Here is a 19,761-nt window from a genome sequence, read left to right as displayed (position 1 = left end):
AATATGTCGGAATCATTAAGGCGGCCTCAGCAAGCTCAGCAAGCTCATCGGGCTAATCAGGTCCAGTCGGGTCCGCCTATGATTTTCTCCATGATATGGCTCGTTTATCTTGTGTTTCCGCTCTATGATTTATTCCAACAGCCGCCTCTTCAGGTGGTTGTTGGTGTTATGGCGGTTGTGCTTTTTATCATCATCTATGTGTGCAGCTTCCGGTTCGAACGGATGCGCTTCTATGGCATACTCGTGCTTATCGTGCTCGTTGGCATGTTCTGCTTAGCGGATGAAGGCTCAATCTACATGGCATTCTATCCAGCCCCTCTTATCGGCATGCTCATTAACCGCAAGCAGATGTACATGGCGCTTGGCGTGCTGGCAGCTCTGTTCGGTGCGACGATTTGGTACTGGGAGCTGTACCGGGACATGGATTCCATGCTGCAATATTTGCCTGCGATGCTCATTATGCTGTTCATGCCGTTCGCATTCATGATCGGGCGCAGATCGAAGGAGCTGAGGAAGCGGCTTAATCTGGCGAATGAGGAAATTGCGAGGCTGTCCAAAAATGAAGAGCGCCAGCGCATCTCGCGCGATCTGCATGATACGCTGGGCCACACACTCTCGCTTATTACGCTGAAGAGCGAGCTGGCGGAGAAGCTTATTCTGAAGCATCCGGAGCGGGCGGTTCAGGAAGTGAAGGACATTCAGGCGACCTCGCGCGCGGCGCTGCGGCAGGTGCGGGAGCTCGTCTCGGGCATGAGTGCGCTCACCGTTCGCGATGAGCTTGACCATGCGAAGCAGATTTTGTCCGCGGCGGGCATTGTGCTGGAGGCGGAAGGCGACTTGGAGCTAGAGATTCCGTCGGCGACGATCAACAATATACTTGGCATGTGCCTGCGTGAAGCAGTCACGAATGTCGTCAAACATAGCAAGGCGAAGCTATGCACCGTCCGTCTGACTAGGGAAGGAAGCCGGCTAACGCTCTCGGTTGCGGACAACGGCGCTGGACTGAGCAAGGCTGCCTCGAACGGAGTATGGGCGGATGCCCGCGGCGGCAATGGAATCAAAGGGATACGTGAGCGGCTCCAGTTAATTGAGGGTAGCCTAGCCGTCGAATCTATAGGACGCGGGACGCGGCTTATGATGACCGTGCCGCTCGTAGCGAAAGAAGCCGAGAAAGAGGGAATAGGCGGATGAAGGTCATCGTACCGGAAGATCAAGGGATGCTGCGTGGAGCGCTAAGCGCGCTGCTGGATTTGGAGGACGACATTGAAGTGATCGGGCAAGCGGAGAACGGTAAGCAGGCGCTTGATCTCATTCAGGACCTGGTACCTGACATCTGCGTCATGGATATTGAGATGCCGGAGATGAGCGGACTGGATGTGGCGGAGAAGCTGAAGGAGCAGGGTCATTCCTGCCGTGTCGTCATCTTGACGACGTTCTCGCGATCGGGTTATTTTCAGCGGGCGATGAAAGCGGGCGTGCGCGGTTTTCTGCTCAAGGATTCGCCGATTGATGAGCTCGGTGCGGCGCTGCGAACTGTTCATGCCGGAGGACGGGCGGTAAGTCCGGAGCTGGCAATGACGTTCTGGGACACCGAGAATCCGCTCACAGAGCGGGAGCAGGAGGTGCTGAAGCTGGCGGCTGCAGGGCTTACGGCTGGCGATATCGCGAAGCAGCTGTTTCTCTCGGCGGGCACGGTGCGCAATTATTTATCCGAGGCGATTCAGAAGCTGGAGGCGAAGAATCGAATCGACGCCATCGGCATCGCGGAGAAGAACGGCTGGCTGAGCTAGGGTTCATGCAGAGCCTGCTAGACCATCTACATTGGCTCGAACTCGTGGTATTTGGCCGAAGAGGCAGCTTGGCTAAGCTGAGAGAGCGTAATACGCACTCTCAGCGCGAAAATCGGCCGTTTGAAGCGCTGAGAGTTCAGATGCAGCACTCTCAGGAAAGGAGCCAGCCGGAATCGGCAGCTTTGCGAAGCTGAGAGAGCGTAATGCAATGGAGCATGGCACAGCTCAGGCGCAAAGTGCCCGAATTTAGCCGGTGAGAGAGGGTTCACTAGCCCAGAATCTTGTTTGTTGGGTGGCGGTGACCTGTCACAATATAACGATAAGAACCTCAAGTCCGAGGATCGCTAACAGGGACTTGAGGTTTATTTTATGCGCACCTCCATTCAATAAAAATGTAAGTCATACCCATATCTGTGCTAAACTAGACTAATAGTTTCATAGCTTCTTCTTATTGATTGAAAGCTGTAGGAGGATTATCCGATCATGAATTACATACAACGCATAAAAAAATATGGAATGACCGTTATCGCTTTCACCACGTTAAGCCTAGGTTGTCAGCTCGGCTATAGCCAAACACAGGCTGAAGCTGCCGCTGCAGGCGCCCCAAGCGTGTGGGCGCAGCAAGAGATTCAAGATGCTCTGACAAGCGGGCTCATCCCGTACGGGCTCACGAATAGCTATCAGAAGCCGCTGACCCGCCAGGAATTCAGCGAGATGGCGGTGCAGCTCTATGAGGTGCTGACCGGCGAGAAGCCGCCTGCGCCAAAGGCGGATCCGTTCAAGGACACGAACAGCTACCCTGTCCTGCAAGCTTACAGCCTCGGTATTGTCAAAGGTACGAGTGCGAATACCTTCACCCCATCCGCAAGCATTACGAGGGAGCAGCTGTCGCTCATGCTGTACAACACGCTCGCGATCGCAGGCATGCGCGATAGGCTGACGAGCAAACAAGGTCCCGCTCCAGTATTCGCCGATGCCAAGCAGGTTGCGGCATGGTCGAAGGGTGCCGTGACGTTACTTGCAGCCAATGGAATTATGAAGGGCAATAGCTACGGGAGCCTGCTGAAATTCATGCCGCGCTCGACAACGACTCGGGAGCAGTCGATTGTGCTGGTTTATCGGATTTACACGCGGTTCGGGTCTTATTTTGTAAAGGATGAGCTTGATCTATTGAATGCTTCGAATCAGACGCTGCCAGTCGTTATTAAGGACGAACGGGCAAGAGCGGTTGATGTCAAAGCGAAACAAATTCTCGCAAGCATTCTGAAGCCTGACATGACAGAATATGACCGGGAACTCGCCATCCACAATTATTTACTGCAACATATCGCTTATGACTACGACAATTACGAGAACAACACGGTTCCGGCGGATTCCTACACAATCTACGGCTCGCTGATGAGAGGAATTGCGGTGTGCCAAGGCTATGCTTACTCGGCGCAGCTGCTCCTTACGATGGCGGGCATTGAATCGCACGTCGTGACGGGTACGGTCGATGGCGTCGCGCATGCCTGGAATAAAGTGAAGATCGGCGGAGCCTACTACAATCTGGACGTTACCTGGGATGATCCAGTACCGGATGTCGAAGGCCGGCTGACCTACGGATACTTCAACGTGACGGATGATGAGCTTCGCCGTGACCATGTCTGGTCCGATCAGCTGCCCAAAGCAACGGCTATTATTTATAACTATTACACGTATAACGGGCTGACTGTGGATACGCCTCAGCAATTCGAAGAGCGGATTGAAGCGGCAATTAGAGTGAAGGCGGATTCCATTACGCTGAAGCGGCAATACGCTGACAGCCAAGGGGCGAATGCGTGGAGCTCGATCATGCAGAAGCATGCAGCGGAAATTAGCGGCTATTCGTACACGATGGATAATAGCGGAGTCGTCGGCTTTAAGTTTCGTTACCGCTAATGCTACAATGGATGCAAAAAGAGACGGAGCGCTACCATCATGATGCGAATAATGCTGATTACGAAGGACCATCGCGTGATGCAGCTGTCAAACCTCTCGGAGCTAGACGGAAAGCATGTCCAGTGGTACTGGGTTGATTTCTCCGAACCGACTGCAGAGGAATCGAAGCTGCTGGATGACTATTTTCATTTTCACCCGCTCGCGATCGAAGATTGTATGCTTTACCTGCAAAGGCCGAAGATGGATCATTATGAGGATGTTCACTTCCTCGTCCTTCATGCGATTGACGAGCGTACGCTCGAAGCGACCGAGGTAGATTTGTTCATCGGCAAAAACTTTCTCGTCAGCTACCATCACCAGCCGCATCACGAGATCGATCAAGCTTGGGAGAAGGTTCGCCATAAGCCGCATACCGAAGTTCATGGCAATTTGCATGCGGCGTATGCGGTGATGGATGAACTGGTGGATCAGTATTTTCCGGCTTTGCAGGCGATTGAAGACCAGCTGCTGGAGTTTGAGACGGAAGGAACGAATGAGCAGGGCTTCCGCTCGAATTTGAACCATGTGTTCGATATTCGCAACAAGCTGCTGAAGCTGCGCAAAACATTCGTGCCGATGCGGGATCTGCTCTACCGGCTGCTGAACACGCAACGAATCGAGGCTTTGCCGCATTATCATCTGTTCTTTACGGATATCTATGATCATCTGCTGAAGCTCGCAGAGATGGTCGATTCCAACCGCGATATGACGTCGGATCTGCGCGATCATTATATGTCAATCAATTCTAACCGGATGAATGAGATTATGAAGACACTGACGGTCATAACGGTGATCTTCATGCCGCTAACGTTCATTGCCGGAATTTACGGAATGAATTTCTCGAATATGCCGGAGCTGCAATGGCATGCTGGATACTTCCTCGTTCTCATTGTGATGGCTATCTTGTCGGTCGGCATGTATGGATGGTTCAAGGTTAAAGGCTGGTTCGAATGAGTGCCTGAATAGAACATTTCGCCATGGGGTACGGTAATCGGTAGATACTCCAGAAGGAGGCGGATAGGTCAAAATGGCACGAAGAAGTCGAAGAAAGCATGTTGTCCCAGCAGCGGATGCGCATATGAGCGCATTCAAAGCCGAGGTAATGCGGAAGGAAGGCTACGTCGTTAATTCGAGCCGTCCTGACGATGTGAAGTACGAGGTCGCGAAGTCGCTCGGGATTCCGCTTGAGCATGGGTATAACGGCCAGCTCTCGACGGAGTCCGCCGGTCAAATCGGCGGTCAGATCGGCGGCGCGATGGTCAAGGAGTTAATCCGCATGGCGCAAGAGAAGCTGGCGAATGAGGGCAGGCAATAGGAGCAACAACAGAAGGAACTGACGAACTGACACTGCGGCAATATGGCGGTGTCAGTTTTTTTTGTTCATCCCTTTTTTAGCCTATATTCATATTCCTTTCATATTGGGCAGGTATGCTTAGAGTAACTTATTAGGATGGGGGATTGCTGCTATGCCGGCCGCTATTCTCGTTGTCGAGGACGATTATTATATTCAAGAGCTTATTGCCGAGTTTCTGCGAGCGCAGAGCTATGAAGTAGATGTGGCAAGCGATGGTCTGGAAGGCTGGAAGAAGTTTCAGCAGGCCAATTACGATCTGGTTATACTCGATTTGATGCTGCCGTCGATGAACGGCTATGAAGTGTGCCGCTTAATCCGCGAGAAGTCGGATACGCCGGTCATCGTGCTGACGGCGCTCAGCGAGGAGAAGGATCAGCTAAAGGCGTTCGAGGAAGAAGCGGACGACTACGTGACGAAGCCGTTCTCATTCCATGTACTCATGAAGCGGGTTGAGGCGGTGCTTCGGCGCACGCGTGTTGGACAGTCCGGAGAGCTGTTGTTCGACGGAAGACTGCGGCTGGATGCCGATGCGTACAAGGTGTACGTCGATGGCAAGCTGATTGATACGACGACGAAGGAATTTGATATTTTGAACACGCTCATTGTTAATGCCGGGCGCATTCTGACAAGGGACATGCTGCTCGACAAAGTGTGGGGCTACGACTATTATGGCGATTCTCGCATTGTCGACGCGCATATTAAGAACATTCGGAAGAAGCTCGGCATCTCTGTCATTCGTACGGTCAAAGGAGTCGGGTACTCGCTTGAAACGGAAGTCGCGGCGGTGGAAGGATGACACGGCGCAAAGGCATCCGGTTCAAAATCTTCCTCGTCACGACAGCGCTCCTCGTCACGTTCGCGCTGGTCATTTACTTGACGCTTTACTTCATGCTGCCGAGTTACTATAAATTAATCAAACAGGATCGTCTCGAGAGCGGCGTCAGCGTACTTGTGAAGGGCATCGACGGTAAGAGCACCACGGATGCCATTCCTCTCATGGCTCAGTTCGGTCAGGAGCATAACGCCATGATGATGCTGCGCGACAGCGATGGGAACGGGTACTACATTCCGCCGAATTTCCGCACGATGAAGAACTGGATCGGGACAGGCGACAGCTACCTAGGCCTTCGCAAGCAAATGCAGGCGGGAAGGTTTGAGGCAGGTAGCAGGGACCCTAGCGATCGAGGCATGCATCTGCTCAGCGTAGAGAGAAAGATCAAATTCGCCGAGAGCGATGAAGTATTCACATTGTACGTGGATGCGCCACTGCAACCGGTCGGCGAGGCGGCAGGCGTCATCCTGCTATTCCTGCCCTATATGCTCATCCCGATTCTACTCATCGCAATTGGCGGAGCGCTCATCTATTCGAGGCTTATTGCAAAGCCGCTGCTTTCGCTGAACAAGGTGGCAAGACGCCTTGCGAAGCTAGACTTCTCCGCAACGGAGCCGGCGCTGAAGACGCGTGATGAGCTTGGGGAGCTGTCGCTCAGCCTCAGCAGGCTCGCGGTTAATCTGCAATCGACGATGGGCGAGCTGCAGGAAGCGAACACTCAGCTGAAGAGCGACATTGAACGGGAGCGCGAGCAGGAATCCAAGCGGCGCGAGTTCGTGGCAACGATCTCGCATGAGCTGAAGACGCCGATTACCGCAGTGAGCGGACAGCTCGAGGCCATGATCGCGAACGTTGGAGCATTCCGGGATCGGGACACGTATTTGCGCAAGTCTTATACGATCATGCAGGATATGGACAAGCTTGTTCATGAGATATTGGAGCTGTCGAAGCTGGAGAGTCGCGACTTCCTGCCGCTGATGAGAGAGGTAGATCTTGTGGATCTTATCCGCGAGTCGGTCGGTCATGTAAGCTATTTAGCCAATGTGAAGAACATGACGCTCGATTGCGAGCTGCCGGATGAAGCGATCATTACGGCGGATGAGCGGCTCATGTCCAAGGCGGTCTCGAATATTATTACGAATGCGGTGCAATATTCCGGCGATGAGGAGCGTGTCATCGTGCGTTTGTGGGAGGAGCCAGCGAGCATGAGCGCGGATGGCGTCCGGCCGCGAATGATGTATCGGCTTGAGGTGCTTAACACAGGAGTGTCGATTGACGAGCCGAAGCTGCCGCGGCTGTTCGAGCCCTTCTACCGCGCGGAGCAATCGCGAAGCCGCTCAACCGGAGGCAGCGGGCTAGGCTTGTATATTGTAAGCAAAGTGCTGGATGCCCACGGAGCGCAGTACAGCATTACGAATACGCCGGAAGGCGTCAGGTTTAGCGTACTGCTGCAAGGAGCAGCGTAACCGGCGACAGGTGCATTTCACTGGGCAATTGGAAGGAATTAGCATTCCCGTACCGAACTAGTAGGGGAGAAAAAGAAGCCAATTGGAGGTTAGCGCGCATGTCGGTATCCGTTGATAGGGCAAGACAATTTGTATATGCAAACGGGCTATTGTGGGAGCAGGCACTATTCAGCTATTTATTCGACGGCGGCTCCTTAGAGCGCCTGCATAGCTGCCTGTTGAACTATAAGAACGCGGACGGAGGGTGGGCGCACGGTCTTGAGCATGATATCAAATGCCCGGACTCGCATCCGCTGGCGCTAGAGTTTCTGCTGAATATCAATCGGGATACCGGAGTGCCTCTTACACCGTTGCTCGAAGGCACAGTCGAATGGGTGGAGCGTAATCGCGAAGCGGATGGCTCCTTGCGCAATCCGGATTCGCTGATGAAATACCCGCTCGCTCCATGGTGGAGCGGAGGCGGACAGACGAAACCGGATTCGATTACAGGAAATTTGATTCGGCTTGGCATTTGTTCGGACGAGCTGAAGGCATCTACTGCTCAGTGGGCAAGCGAGGAGCTGGACATAGCGGAAATCCAGGCGAATGAGTGGCTCTTCATGGCTTATCACGCCTTTGATTACTATGTTAATCCGCCTGCAACGCCGGAGCTTGCACCGCACAGGGAAGCGGCGATTGCGAACATTATTGCTTGCGCATCCAAGGCGGAGCCGAAGCAGTACTTCTCTTACTTCTCTTTTGCCCAGACGCCGGACTCCCTGATTGCGCAAGCGACTCCTCCAGAGCTTAGAAGCAAGTTCCTCGACCACCTCGAATCCTCGCAGCGCGAGGACGGAGGCTGGAGCGATGAGCATGATTTGAAGCATTGGCAAGCCTATACGACTACGGTTGTGTTGAACGCGCTGCGCAATTACGGAAGGCTGTAGCTAGAATAGAATTCGAAAGAGCCGGACATTAGATTCTGTCGCGAACGACAGCTAATGTCCGGTTTTTTATTTGTTCGATGCCGGCAATCAGCGTGCTTGCTGTTGTTTTGAGCTCCTCGCGGAGCGGGTCGTCCTTAAGCGCAGCCAAGTTGATCTGCACCGTGAGCAGTGCCGATTGAGCAGCCGCTTCAAGCAGGATCGCGCCGATGCCGAGATCCGAAATGACATGCGGATTCGTGCAAGCGGTAATGCTCCAAGTCGCTTGCAGACCGGAGTGGCACACACGCATTAGGCGGAGCGGTACCTCGATGGCGCTTATCGTTGAATCGTGAAGAACGGCCTTGCGGCGAAGCTTCTCATCTTCGGTTGCTCGCGGCAGCTTTAGCGCTGCCATGTAACGATCGAATGCGCGAATATCTGCCGCAAGCAGCTCCTCGCATTCGGAGGACAGCCGCGTGAGCTGATCGAGCGCCGGCGCGATGAGGTGCTGCACTTCGGCGAATTTGTCGCCTTGCGTTAGATGGCTTGCCATCGCTGACATGGCAGTGCCGAGCGCGGCGGCAACCGCAGCGGCGCTTCCGCCACCGGGCGTTGGATCGGCGCTTGCTGCTCTCTCCAGAAAGCGGCGCAATGTATCGTCCCAGCATACCGTTGTCATCGGTTATTCTCCTTTCGAGCTGCCTGAAGTTGAAGCTGAATCGCATCCATCAGATTGCGGAAGAGCACGGCGGTCGTGAGCGTGCCGACGCCGCCTGGAACCGGCGATATTGCTGCCGCCGCTTCGCTTACATCAGCAGCGGCATCGCCTATGATGGAGCCGTCGGCTGTTTCATTGATTCCGGCATCAATGACAATGAGATGTGGGTTCGGCTGCACCATCTCGCGAGTGATGATGCCCGGCTTGCCGGCGGCGACGATTGCAATATCCGCATGCCGCAAATGCGAAGCGATATCCGGCGTGCGCGAATGGCAGACGGTGACCGTCGCCTGTTCGCGCTGCAGCAGATGAAACAGCGGCAGTCCGACCGTCTGGCCTCTGCCGATCAAGGTGACGTTGCGGCCTTCAAGCGGATAACCGTAATGCCGAAGCAGTCCGATGCAGGCTTGCGGCGTTGCCGGGTAGAGCCCCGCTTCGCCCGTTAGCGTCGCCAGCTTATTGGCGGGCGTGACGCCGTCGATATCTTTGAGTGGCGAGATGTGCGCCACGATGGCTGTAACGGACAAGTGCTTCGGCAGCGGCAGCTCCAGCATAATGCCATGAATCCGCTCGTCCGTGTTCAGGCTGTGGATTAAACCGGTCAGCTCCTCCGCGGTGATGTCGGCCTTAAGACAGTGCAAGTCGAACGTGATGCCGAGCTTCTCAGCCATGCGCTGCTTCGACTTGGCATAGTAGGCCGATGCCGGGTCGCCCTCAATGAGCAGTGTCGCCAAGCGCGGCTGGATTTCATTCCTCTGATGCTCCGAGACGCGCTCCCGGATGCCGGCGTAGACGAGCTCCGCCGCCTCTTTTGCCTTCAACAAGCTTGCCATTGTCATGTTGATCCATTCCCCTTTATCCGTGGAATAAAAAAAAGTACTCGCGCTAAACGCTCCATGTCTTAGAAGACAAGGGGGTTTAACAGCAAATACTTTACCCAGGCGAACGGTAGATGTGCCGAATGTATGCTTCCCCGTGGTTTATTCCACGCGTTCTCGCCAGTCGCATACAGCATGATTTTGACCATAGTGTATCACAGAATCTATTCGCCACCAATCCCGTAAGAAAGAATTTCTCGATGGCCGTCCTGGTTAGACGCTACTTCAAAATAGAGCTTGTTCCCGTCCTGTTCCTTGAACGTGATTCCGTCATAGAAGGGGGCGAGCTGCTTCGGATCGAGCTTGAACGTTTGATAGAGCGCCGTTGTCTTGCCAGATTTGAAATCGGCCATGTACAGCAGTCCCTCTTCGGAGCGGAATAGCAGGAAGTCGCTATGTACAGCCTCAACATCAAAAGCGGCATCTAGACCTGCGAGCTCAGGAAGCGAATAGCTTCGGACAATTTGGGCATCGCCGTTTACGAGCTGCACGTTGCGGCCGTCCGTCATGATTGCGAGGTTGCCTGCTGTTGCCGCATTCCGGGGCCCGAATTGCCAGTAATGTGCCTGCATCTGATGGACGATTACGCCATTTCTAACGAACAAGGTGTATACTTCGTCGTTGATCAACGGCTCCCCATGGATATGGCTGATCGTAATCAGCTCGCTGTCTTTGCCGATCGAGATAACGCTCATCGTCGCCATCGGAATGTAGCCGAGGTTCAGCTTCGCGATGCTCTTGCCGATCAGCTTCTGCTGCTGACCTTGCTTTTTGAAATAGAGTGAACCTGTCGTGCCGTCGAGCTTGTACTGTCCGCCCTTGCCATTCGCCGTAACATATTGCGAGCCGAAGATGGATGCAATCCGGTATTTCGCGTCCCATACGATCGTTCCCCCGATTGCAGCGACTGCGAAGCGGGCAGGGACGTAGATACGCTTGTTCAGCAGAACGGCTTTGCCGGCAAAAGTCATGCTGTGACCGTCCACCGTGCCTGATTGTTCACCAAGACGAAGGCTGCCTTTGTGCGTATCGTAGGAGGCATAGATCGTTTGGCTGGCGGTGTCAAAAGAGAACGAAGCGCCGGGAATGCCGCCGAGCAAATGGAGCGGGAGCAGCAGATTGCCATCTTTAATAATCGCTGTCGTATCTGGAGTGGTCAGCTGCGAGTTGTTGAAGTAGACGAAGATCGGCTTTGTTTGCTGCGGCGCAGTGCTGGCTTCTGCTTCTGCCTTGGCTGAGGTTAGTCCGGCCGGTGGTGCGGCGGCAAAGCAAGTGGCAAGGACTCCGGCGACGATCATAGTTGCGGCAGAACGTTTTACGAAGGAATTGAGCTTCATTGTCGGCGCATCTCCCAATCATTGGAATATGTTTGTTTGATCGGATAGACGCGCCTGGGCGGGAAAAGGTTACAGTGTGATATATTCCATAAATTCGAGCCGGTTACCCCAAGGGTCGCTAACGTAGAAGCGGCGGATGGAATCCGAGCTCCGTGCATCATCGTTGATTACGGTGACGCCTGCTGCAGTGATATGGCTGCGAAGCGCATCGAGCTGGCGAACGAGGATGGCCGGATGTGCCTTAAGCGCCGGGACAAAATCCTGCTGAACGCCAATATGCACCTGATGCGAGCCGCATTGAAACCAAGCACCGCCGCGATTCTGCAGCTCGACTGGTTTGGGAAGCTCTGTCCAGCCTAGGATGCCTGCGTAAAATTCCCTAGCCGCTTCCTCGCAGCCCGGTGGTGCGGCAAGCTGAATATGGTCAATTCCGTCGAATGAGAATGATTGTGGCTTAGTCATGGTCGTTGTGCCTCCTCGTTGATAGTTTTATTGTATGAAACTGTGTTTCATAAATTAATAATATCATATATGCTGACAACTGGTATGAAATTCCTCCTGAGTTTATACTGATAAAAGAGACGATTCCGCAGGTCATATCAGCATGTAAAGAAGCATATCTTGTGGAGTTTTTGCTCATAAGGAGGGCTTGCAGGCAATGAACGAACCTTTCTCGGCATCGGAGCGGGCGATGTATTTGGAACGAATGGCATCTGAACTATTGGATGTGCTTATCATTGGAGGGGGCATTACAGGGGCGGGCATCGCCTGGGACGCTTCGCGGCGCGGGCTGCGGGCTGGTCTCGTTGAGATGGGCGACTACGCGCAAGGTACGAGCAGTCGGTCGACGAAGCTTGTGCATGGCGGGCTGCGTTATCTGAAGCAGGGCGAAGTGAGGCTGGTCGCGGAAGTGGGCCGGGAACGGGCGCTGCTGCATCGACATGCGCCGCATGTTGTTATCCCTGCGCCGATGCTGATGCCAGTGTATAAGGGCGGCACCTTCGGCTACTATGCCTCCTCAATTGGTTTATATATCTATGATCGACTGGCAAGAGTGAAACGAGCGGAGCGGCGGCGGATGTATGGGCGTGTTCAGACGGAAGCGTTGGAGCCGCTATTGAAGCGTGATGGTCTTCGAGGCAGCGGCCGCTATTACGAGTATCGGACAGATGATGCACGGCTGACGCTGGAAGTGATGAAGACGGCGCATCGCCACGGCGCCTCCATTGTGAATTATGCCAAGGCAGAGGAGATGCTTTATCGGGATGGCGTTATCTGCGGAGCAAGGGTGAAGGATACTCGAAGCGGGAAGTTCTACGACATCTATGCGCGCAAAATCGTCAATGCAGCAGGACCGTGGGTCGATCACGTGCGCAGCATGGACGGCAAGGTTGAAGGGAAGCGGCTCATGCTGACCAAGGGCGTTCATCTTGTAGTAGACTATGCCAAGCTGCCTGTGAAGCAGGCCATATATATAGATGTGCCTGATGGAAGAATGATTTTTATTATTCCGCGTGATGGGAAGACGTATTTCGGAACGACGGATACCTTTTATAACGACGATCCTGGCGATGTTATTGCGACGCGCGCTGACCGCGATTATTTATTGACGGCAGTGAACGCGGCTTTTCCGACGGCTGCGCTGACTAGCGCAGATATTGAGTCGAGCTGGGCAGGAGTTCGGCCGCTCGTTCACGAAGACGGGAAGAGCCCATCGGAGATTTCCCGTAAGGATGAGATCTTCATATCGGACAAAGGGCTCGTTACGATTGCAGGCGGGAAGCTGACTGGTTTTCGCAAAATGGCGGAGAAGGTCGTGGATCTCGTCGCAGCGGATGTCAAAGAGGGAACCGGACGCAAGTTCGGTGGTTGCACGACGCATAAAGAGGTGCTCTCTGGCGGCGACTACAGCGGCTATCCGACCTTTGAAGCGATGTGCGAAGCGCTGCTTCTGGAGGGAGAGCGCCAGGGCGTGCCGGAGGAATCGCTGAGCGGCTGGGTGGCGCGATACGGGAGTAATACGCCGAAGCTGCTTGCGCGATACGCTGCGTATGAACGTGCGGAGGCAACTGAGCAAAGGGCTGCTGCTTCTGCTGGGGCGGGCTTGCCCGTTGCGGCTGCACGCGAGGACGTTCGAGCTGGTGTTGGCGGAGCTGGTGGAACTGGTAGTGCTGGTAATGCCGGCAGTGCCGGCAGTGCCGGAGGAGCGAGTGGTACAGGTGAAGCGGGTAGTGCTGCTGCGGGACGGCGAATTACCGTCGCAGTTGGTCGAGCGGAGGCATTGCATAATGCTCGGCTGGAGTGGGCGCTGCGTGCGGAGCTTGATTTTGCGGTGGAAGAGGAAATGACGTGCAGCGCGGTAGACTTCTTGATGCGGCGCACGGGGATGATCTTGTTCGACCGGGGGCGTGCGGAGAAGTTGACTGGCGCGGTCGTACGGCTGCTTGGGCAGCGGTTCGGCTGGAATGAGGAGAAGCGACGGACGGAGCTGGCGCGTGTGCAGGCAGAGCTGCATGCGGTTACGGCTTTTCCAGATATGACGTGAGCTGACTGGAGGAGGCATCGTTGACGATGGAGATGGAGAAGGGCGAGTATATATTGGCGCTAGATGAGGGAACAACGTCCTGCAGAGCGATATTATTCGATCGGCAGGGGCGGGCAGCGGCCTCCGCGCAGCAGGAATTTGCTTCGGTGTTTCCGCAGGCCGGCTGGGTGGAGCAGGATGCGGATGAAATATGGCGTACGCAGCTTGCGGTAATGCAAGAGGCAGCCAGTGGTGTTTCCGCGGCGCGAATTAGCGCGATCGGCATTACAAATCAGCGTGAAACGCTGGTTGTTTGGGATGCCGAGACAGGCGAGCCGCTGCACCCGGCAATCGTATGGCAGTGCCGCCGCACGAGCGTGATGTGCGAGTCGCTGAAAGCGGAGGGCTGGGAAGCCGAGGTCCGTGCGCGGACGGGGCTTGTCCTTGACCCGTATTTCTCGGGGACGAAGCTGAAGTGGCTGCTCGATGAGGTGCCGGGGCTTCGCGAGAAAGCGGAGGCAGGGCGCGCCATTGCCGGTACGATTGATACTTGGCTGATATGGAAGCTGACAGAGGGCGCGGTCCATGCAACGGATGTGTCGAATGCTTCGCGGACGATGCTGTTCAATATTCACACGTTGGCTTGGGATGGGGAGATTTTGGCGAAGCTAGGTATTCCTGCTGCAATGCTGCCGGAGGTGAAGCAATCGAGCGGGATTTTTGGCTATACGCGGCTGCTCGGTGCGGATGGGGCTGGCGTGGTTGGTGAGGCGGATAGAGACATCAGCAAATTTCGTGGTATTCCTATTGCTGGTGTTGCGGGCGACCAACAGGCGGCATTGTTCGGCCAGGGGTGCTTTGAGTCGGGCATGGCGAAGAATACGTATGGGACAGGCTGCTTTCTTCTGACGAATACCGGCGAGGCGCCGGTTGCATCGGAGAAGGGTCTGCTCACGACGATCGCATGGCAGCTGAACGGCAAGACGGCCTACGCGCTGGAGGGCAGCGTCTTTACGGCAGGCTCCGTCATCCAATGGCTGCGCGACGGGCTTGGCCTGATTGCCCATGCATCCGAGAGCGAGGCGCTGGCCGCTTCGGTTGCGGACACGCTCGGCGTTTACGTTGTCCCGGCGTTCACGGGACTTGGCACGCCGTATTGGAATGCCGAGGCGCGCGGCATGATAACGGGCTTGACGCGCGGCGTCACTTCGGCGCATCTGGTGCGCGCGGCGCTGGAGTCCATCGCGTATCAAACCGCGGATGTGCTCGGCACGATGACCGCAGAATCCGGCCTGCGGCTGAAGGAGCTGCGGGTCGATGGCGGCGCGGTCGCGAACAGCATGCTCATGCAGTTCCAAGCCGACCTGCTCGGCGTATCCGTTGTCCGCCCGGTCATGCTGGAGACGACAGCACTCGGCGCGGCGTTCCTCGCTGGCCTCGGCGTCGGCTTCTGGAGCGGCACGGACGAGCTCCGCGCGCTGTGGGAGCTGGACCGCACCTTCGTTCCAGAGCGGGACGAAGCCTGGCGCGCCGGCGTATACGGCGGCTGGCAGAAGGCGGTTGGGTATCAGTTGTAGTTGTAGTTGTTGGTTTGGCGAGCGGAGCAGGGAGGAGCCTTGCTCCGTTTTTTTGTGTTGGTTGGCAGTAGTGAAGGAGGGTGCGAATAGGGGGAACTAGGCAGCGGAGTGGCTAGCTGTTTGCCGTTGCTGAGAGCACGTATGCGATCTCTCGGCGTTCAAAACCGGCGAAAAGTTTGCTGAGAGCACATCTATGATCTCTCAGTGCCCAAGTGGCACCAAGTAACTCGATTATTGCTGCTGAGAGCACGTATGTGTTCTCTCAGCATCCGAAACCGGCAAAAAGTCAGCAGAGAGCACATCTATGATCTCTCAGTGCCCAAGTGGCACCAAGTAACTCGAATATTGCTGCTGAGAGCACATCTATGATCTCTCAGTGCCTAAGTGGCACCAAGTAACTCGAATATTGTTGCTGAGAGCACGTATGCGATCTCTCAGCGCCGGAGTGGCGCCGAAGTGTCACCGAATAACCGGCATGTCACTACTGAGAGAGTGAAAAGCCTCTCTCAGCCACAAAAAAGAGGCATTCCCCCGCCGAATAGCGGGTTAAGCCTCTCTCAATATCGCCTCTCAACTCCGCCCCGCAAACTACCCCAACTTCACGCGGATCACGTTCCACGACGCCTTGCCAAGCGAGGCGACGAGACCGCCGCCGCTGCTCCCGACCACGGCGTTGCCGTGCGTGTGCGGAGCGACGCGGTTCGGATCCGCCTTCGTGTTGGCCGCCTTCAAATCGTCCGATTCGAGTACGATATGCTCGATCAGACGGAAGCTGCCGAAGCTGCGCAGATCGACCGACAGAGGCAGCGATTCGCTCAAATGACGGTTCACGGCGAACACCGTCACCTCGCCGGCATCGGCATTATGCACCGCGATCGCGTCCAGATAAGGGACGTCGGTGTAGTCTTTTGCATCATATTTCGGCGATTCCACCAGCGGAACGAGCACCGTGCCGCGGCCAAATATACTCGTATGCATGTAAGGATAATAAATCGTCTGCTTCCACGCGCCGCCGCCGGTTTCCGTCATGATTGGCGCAATGACGTTGACGAGCTGCGCCATGCACGCCATTTTGACCCGATCCGCACGTTTCAGGATGCTGATGAGCATGCTGCCGACAAGCAGCGCGTCCTCGTGATTGTACACATCCTCGAGCTGCGGCGGCGCCACCGACCACGGTTCGATGCGGGAATCCGCCTCATTGGAATGGTACCAAACGTTCCACTCGTCGAAGGAGAGGTGAACCTTCTTCTTGCTGCGCTTCTTCGCTTGAATATAGTCGCAAGTCGCAATAACGGAGCCGATGAAAGCATCCATGCCCATGGATTGCGCCAGGAAATTCGCCGTATCCTTGTCGCGATTGCCATAATACTGATGCAGCGAAATATAATCCACCTCGTTATAGCTTAGGTCCAGCACCGTACGCTCCCATTCCGGGAATGTAGGCATGCCGAGGCCGGAGCTTCCGCAGGCAACCAGCTCAATGCTCGGATCGATCCATTTCATCACCTTCGCCGTTTCAGCGGCGATGCGGCCGTATTCTTCCGCCGTCTTGGCGCCGATCTGCCATGGGCCGTCCATTTCGTTGCCGAGGCACCACGTCTTAATCGCATGCGGAGCCTTATGGCCGTGCTGCACGCGAAGATCGCTCCAATATGTGCCGGATGGATGGTTCGCATACTCGATCAGCTGCCGCGCTTCCTCTGGACCGCGTGTGCCGAGGTTGACCGCCATCATCGGCTCTGTACCCGCTTTACGGCACCAATCCACGAACTCGCCAAGCCCGAACAAGTTAGGCTCCAACGTCCGCCATGCCAACTCCAGTCGCTTAGGGCGCAGTTCTACCGGTCCAACTCCATCCTCCCAGTTGTAGCCGGAGACGAAGTTACCTCCAGGATAGCGCACAATCGGCACGTCGATGCCGCGAATGAGCTCCATTACATCACCGCGAAACCCTTGCTCATCCGCAGACGGATGTCCCGGTTCATAGATGCCGCCATATACGGCGCGTCCCAAATGCTCAATAAAAGAGCCATAAATTCGCTTGTCGACCTCGCCAATCGTAAAATCTTTATCCACAATCAGCTTCGCTTGCATTGACATCATGGTCACCTCTTGGTTTAATAAATATATTAATTAGTTAACAAAAAAACACCACACCATTATTAAAACGCATCATGGCGGTTCCGCGCAAGTATTTCTTTTGGCAGCAAATCGTATGCCGTAATCGTAGAAGTCGGGATGACGAATCGGTCGATGCTGCTGTTTTGCGTTGCGAGCGCCGCCGAGGATGAGCGTGCATCCACAATTTGACCGCTGCCGGCTGGACCTATATACTGGCATTCGCAGACAATCGGCTATATCAGCCAAGATACGGAGTGAACGACGATGATTCGTGCAAGCTTAGACCGCAAATGGCTCCCCCTCTACGAAGCGCTTGCAAGCGATGTGAGATTGCACATCCTAGAGCTGCTCGCGGTACAGCCGATGAATATAAAAGAACTTGCGGCGGGGCTTGGCCTCAGCAGCGCAATCGTGACCATGCATGCGAAGAAGCTGGAGAAGGGCGGGCTTATCGAGACGAAGCTCGTCCGGCGCGGCGGCGGGACGCATAAGATTTGCTCGCTTGCCGAAGGCCAAGTGGAGATTACGATTCCGCAAACAGCCGAACAGAAGCGGGAGTGCCACGAGGTATCGGTGCCGGTCGGCCACTACACCAGCTTCGATATTCATCCGACCTGCGGCCTTGCTACAAGCGAGCATATGATTGGGCAATTTGACGACCCGCGCTATTTTCACGATCCGGAGCGAATGCATGCGCAAATTCTCTGGTTCGGCAAAGGTTACGTGGAATATCGGATACCGAACTACGTGCTGCTCGGGCAGTCGTTGGAGGAGATCGAGATTTCGCTGGAGATTGGCTCGGAGGCGCCCGGTGTGCGTGTCGATTGGCCGTCCGACATTCATTTCTACCTCAACAATAAGCTGCTTGGCGCATGGACAAGTCCCGGTGACTCCGGTGAAGGGCGGGGCAAGCTGAACCCTGCGTGGTGGAACGTGCACCTGAATCAATATGGATGGCTTAAAATCATTCGCATTACCCAAGACGGCACTTACCTCGACGGCCAACGGCTGTCAGACGTGAAGCTATCCGATATTGTCATGTCCCGCAACGACTGGCTGCTGCGCCTCGCTGTTCCGGAAGAAGCCGAGCATATCGGCGGGCTCACCATCTACGGAGAAGCGTTTGGAAACTACAATCAGTCGATTGTGTTTCGGACCTATCGTGCGGCGAGCGGCAGCCATGAATAGTGGTTTTAAGGAGTGCTATCATGAGTGAAAATGCGCAAAATATTTCAAGTAAAAAAACATACTTCTACGACGTGTCCTGCCACGAGGATGAACAAGATTTATGCGGTCTGGAGATGAGATCGCTGTTTGGGTTCGAACCGCAACGTGGTTGTGTGATTTCAGATAAAAATATTAATCCGAGCAGGAGCCCTTTTATCCGGGGGAAGCTTACCATATTGCTAAGAGCGGACGATGCAGCCGGTATCGCTGCACAGGTAGAAGAGGCTGTAGCTCTTGAAGGGCGAACGTTCAAAGTCTCGTTCGTCGGCAGTGATGTTCCGGTCGACTTCGAACGTCAGCGGGCGATCGAGAAGGAGATTGGCTGGCGAATCGCGGGCAAGGCTGAAATGCGCCAGCCTGACCGATTGTTCGGCGTCGCCATCGTAGACGGGCGTTACTTGTTTGGGGAATTCGAGAAGAGCGAAGCGCTCTGGCTGAAGCATAATGAGAAGCCTCAGCCGTATTCGACGGCGCTTAGTACGCGGGTTGCGCGGGCGGTTGTGAACATCGCGGCACCTGCTATTACTTCGGAGCTGCGCGTCATCGACCCGTGCTGCGGTATCGGCACGGTCCTCATTGAGGCGCTGTCGATGGGGATCCATATCGTTGGCTATGACGTGAATCCGCTCGCGTTGAAAGGAGCCCGCGTCAATCTCGCCCACTTCGGCATGCCAGATGTCGTGCGCAAAGCAGACATGACACAGCTTCAGCTAGGCGATGCTTCGGGCGAGCCGCCTTTCGATGCTGCGATCATCGACTTGCCGTACAATCTGTGCTCGAAGCTTTCGTCCGAGGAGCGGCTCGCGATGCTGCAGAGCGCCTGCCGTCTGGCGGCTAAGGTCGTAATCGTCTCTACCGAGACGATTGACCAAGACATCGCCGCTGCACGCCTCGTTGTTACGGACCGCTGCGTCGTACGTAAAGGCAAGTTCGAGCGGCAGGTTATCGTATGCCGGCACGCCTAGAGCTTAGCCGCGCCCGCAAACGGCGCAGGCTGCGCCATGAATAAAGGGATTGCATACTCCGCTTCAAGAGCGGGTAAGCAATCCCTTTTTTGAGCCAAGGCAATC

Annotated in this window: 18 protein-coding genes and 1 riboswitch; of the genes, 12 read left to right on the top strand and 6 right to left on the bottom strand. The window is 55.2% G+C overall.

Annotated features, from left to right (window positions below; all coding sequences use genetic code 11):
• Nucleotides 1-3: 3 nt before the first annotated feature.
• The 8 genes from AC0LWF_RS16700 to AC0LWF_RS16665 all read left to right on the top strand — a co-directional run bounded on the left by AC0LWF_RS16700 (nt 4) and on the right by AC0LWF_RS16665 (nt 8,327).
• The gene (locus AC0LWF_RS16700) at nt 4-1,191 is read left to right on the top strand and encodes a sensor histidine kinase (RefSeq protein ID WP_474652675.1); all 1,188 of its coding nucleotides are present in this window, start codon (nt 4-6) and stop codon (nt 1,189-1,191) included.
• Nucleotides 1,188-1,790, top strand: coding sequence for a response regulator transcription factor (locus AC0LWF_RS16695; RefSeq protein WP_474652674.1), 603 nt, complete (start codon nt 1,188-1,190; stop codon nt 1,788-1,790). The genes AC0LWF_RS16700 and AC0LWF_RS16695 overlap by 4 nt, the downstream gene beginning before the upstream one ends.
• Nucleotides 1,791-2,273: 483 nt before the next feature.
• Entirely contained in the window at nt 2,274-3,710 is a 1,437-nt protein-coding gene (locus tag AC0LWF_RS16690; protein ID WP_474652673.1) for an S-layer homology domain-containing protein, read from the top strand.
• A 39-nt stretch (nt 3,711-3,749) separates the two neighbouring features.
• Nucleotides 3,750-4,703, top strand: a complete 954-nt coding sequence (corA, locus tag AC0LWF_RS16685; protein WP_474652672.1) for a magnesium/cobalt transporter CorA — start codon at nt 3,750-3,752, stop codon at nt 4,701-4,703.
• Between the two features lie 73 nt (nt 4,704-4,776).
• On the top strand, nt 4,777-5,064 hold the full coding sequence (locus tag AC0LWF_RS16680; RefSeq protein WP_474652671.1) for a small, acid-soluble spore protein, alpha/beta type: 288 nt from the start codon (nt 4,777-4,779) through the stop codon (nt 5,062-5,064).
• 151 nt (nt 5,065-5,215) lie between these two features.
• Nucleotides 5,216-5,899, top strand: a complete 684-nt coding sequence (locus tag AC0LWF_RS16675) for a response regulator transcription factor (RefSeq protein WP_474652670.1) — start codon at nt 5,216-5,218, stop codon at nt 5,897-5,899.
• Nucleotides 5,896-7,401 (top strand): sensor histidine kinase, encoded by a 1,506-nt coding sequence (locus AC0LWF_RS16670; RefSeq protein WP_474652669.1) that lies wholly within the window; start codon nt 5,896-5,898, stop codon nt 7,399-7,401. Before AC0LWF_RS16675 ends, AC0LWF_RS16670 begins: the two co-directional genes overlap by 4 nt.
• Nucleotides 7,402-7,499: 98 nt before the next feature.
• A complete protein-coding gene (locus AC0LWF_RS16665; RefSeq protein ID WP_474652668.1) occupies nt 7,500-8,327 on the top strand; it encodes a prenyltransferase/squalene oxidase repeat-containing protein in 828 nt (275 codons plus the stop codon).
• Between the two features lie 28 nt (nt 8,328-8,355).
• Here the strand turns inward: AC0LWF_RS16665 and AC0LWF_RS16660 are convergent, their stop codons facing one another.
• The 4 genes from AC0LWF_RS16660 to AC0LWF_RS16645 all read right to left on the bottom strand — a co-directional run bounded on the left by AC0LWF_RS16660 (nt 8,356) and on the right by AC0LWF_RS16645 (nt 11,701).
• Nucleotides 8,356-8,985: a cyclodeaminase/cyclohydrolase family protein gene (locus AC0LWF_RS16660; protein WP_474652667.1), complete on the bottom strand. Its 630-nt coding sequence runs from the start codon at nt 8,983-8,985 to the stop codon at nt 8,356-8,358.
• Nucleotides 8,982-9,857: a bifunctional 5,10-methylenetetrahydrofolate dehydrogenase/5,10-methenyltetrahydrofolate cyclohydrolase gene (locus AC0LWF_RS16655; RefSeq protein ID WP_474652892.1), complete on the bottom strand. Its 876-nt coding sequence runs from the start codon at nt 9,855-9,857 to the stop codon at nt 8,982-8,984. The genes AC0LWF_RS16660 and AC0LWF_RS16655 overlap by 4 nt, the downstream gene beginning before the upstream one ends.
• A 95-nt stretch (nt 9,858-9,952) precedes the next feature.
• Nucleotides 9,953-10,040: riboswitch (ZMP/ZTP riboswitch) on the bottom strand.
• A 26-nt stretch (nt 10,041-10,066) separates the two neighbouring features.
• Nucleotides 10,067-11,239 carry a stalk domain-containing protein gene (locus AC0LWF_RS16650; RefSeq protein ID WP_474652666.1) on the bottom strand — a complete coding sequence of 391 codons (1,173 nt, stop codon included), beginning with the start codon at nt 11,237-11,239 and terminating at the stop codon, nt 10,067-10,069.
• Nucleotides 11,240-11,308: 69 nt separating this feature from the next.
• A complete protein-coding gene (locus AC0LWF_RS16645; protein ID WP_474652665.1) occupies nt 11,309-11,701 on the bottom strand; it encodes a VOC family protein in 393 nt (130 codons plus the stop codon).
• A 196-nt stretch (nt 11,702-11,897) separates the two neighbouring features.
• On the opposite strand from AC0LWF_RS16645, the gene AC0LWF_RS16640 reads away from it, so the two are divergent.
• Both AC0LWF_RS16640 and glpK read left to right on the top strand, forming a co-directional pair.
• Nucleotides 11,898-13,784: a glycerol-3-phosphate dehydrogenase/oxidase gene (locus AC0LWF_RS16640; protein WP_474652664.1), complete on the top strand. Its 1,887-nt coding sequence runs from the start codon at nt 11,898-11,900 to the stop codon at nt 13,782-13,784.
• 32 nt (nt 13,785-13,816) lie between these two features.
• Nucleotides 13,817-15,340: a glycerol kinase GlpK gene (glpK, locus tag AC0LWF_RS16635; protein WP_474652891.1), complete on the top strand. Its 1,524-nt coding sequence runs from the start codon at nt 13,817-13,819 to the stop codon at nt 15,338-15,340.
• Nucleotides 15,341-15,928: 588 nt separating this feature from the next.
• Here glpK and arfA read toward each other — a convergent pair.
• Both arfA and AC0LWF_RS16625 read right to left on the bottom strand, forming a co-directional pair.
• Complete coding sequence (gene arfA, locus AC0LWF_RS16630; RefSeq protein ID WP_474652890.1) at nt 15,929-17,443, bottom strand: arabinosylfuranosidase ArfA; 1,515 nt, start codon at nt 17,441-17,443, stop codon at nt 15,929-15,931.
• Between the two features lie 62 nt (nt 17,444-17,505).
• Nucleotides 17,506-17,646: a hypothetical protein gene (locus AC0LWF_RS16625; protein ID WP_474652663.1), complete on the bottom strand. Its 141-nt coding sequence runs from the start codon at nt 17,644-17,646 to the stop codon at nt 17,506-17,508.
• Between the two features lie 82 nt (nt 17,647-17,728).
• Here AC0LWF_RS16625 and AC0LWF_RS16620 point away from each other — a divergent pair, with 82 nt between their 5' ends.
• Nucleotides 17,729-18,652 (top strand): ArsR/SmtB family transcription factor, encoded by a 924-nt coding sequence (locus AC0LWF_RS16620; protein ID WP_474652662.1) that lies wholly within the window; start codon nt 17,729-17,731, stop codon nt 18,650-18,652.
• A gap of 20 nt (nt 18,653-18,672) precedes the next feature.
• On the top strand, nt 18,673-19,656 hold the full coding sequence (locus AC0LWF_RS16615; RefSeq protein ID WP_474652661.1) for a TRM11 family SAM-dependent methyltransferase: 984 nt from the start codon (nt 18,673-18,675) through the stop codon (nt 19,654-19,656).
• Nucleotides 19,657-19,761: the final 105 nt, after the last annotated feature.

Source organism: Paenibacillus sp. sgz302114 (assembly GCF_056120345.1).
The sequence above is the reverse complement of the archived record's forward strand: the minus strand, read 5'-3'. Positions and strand labels throughout refer to the sequence as shown.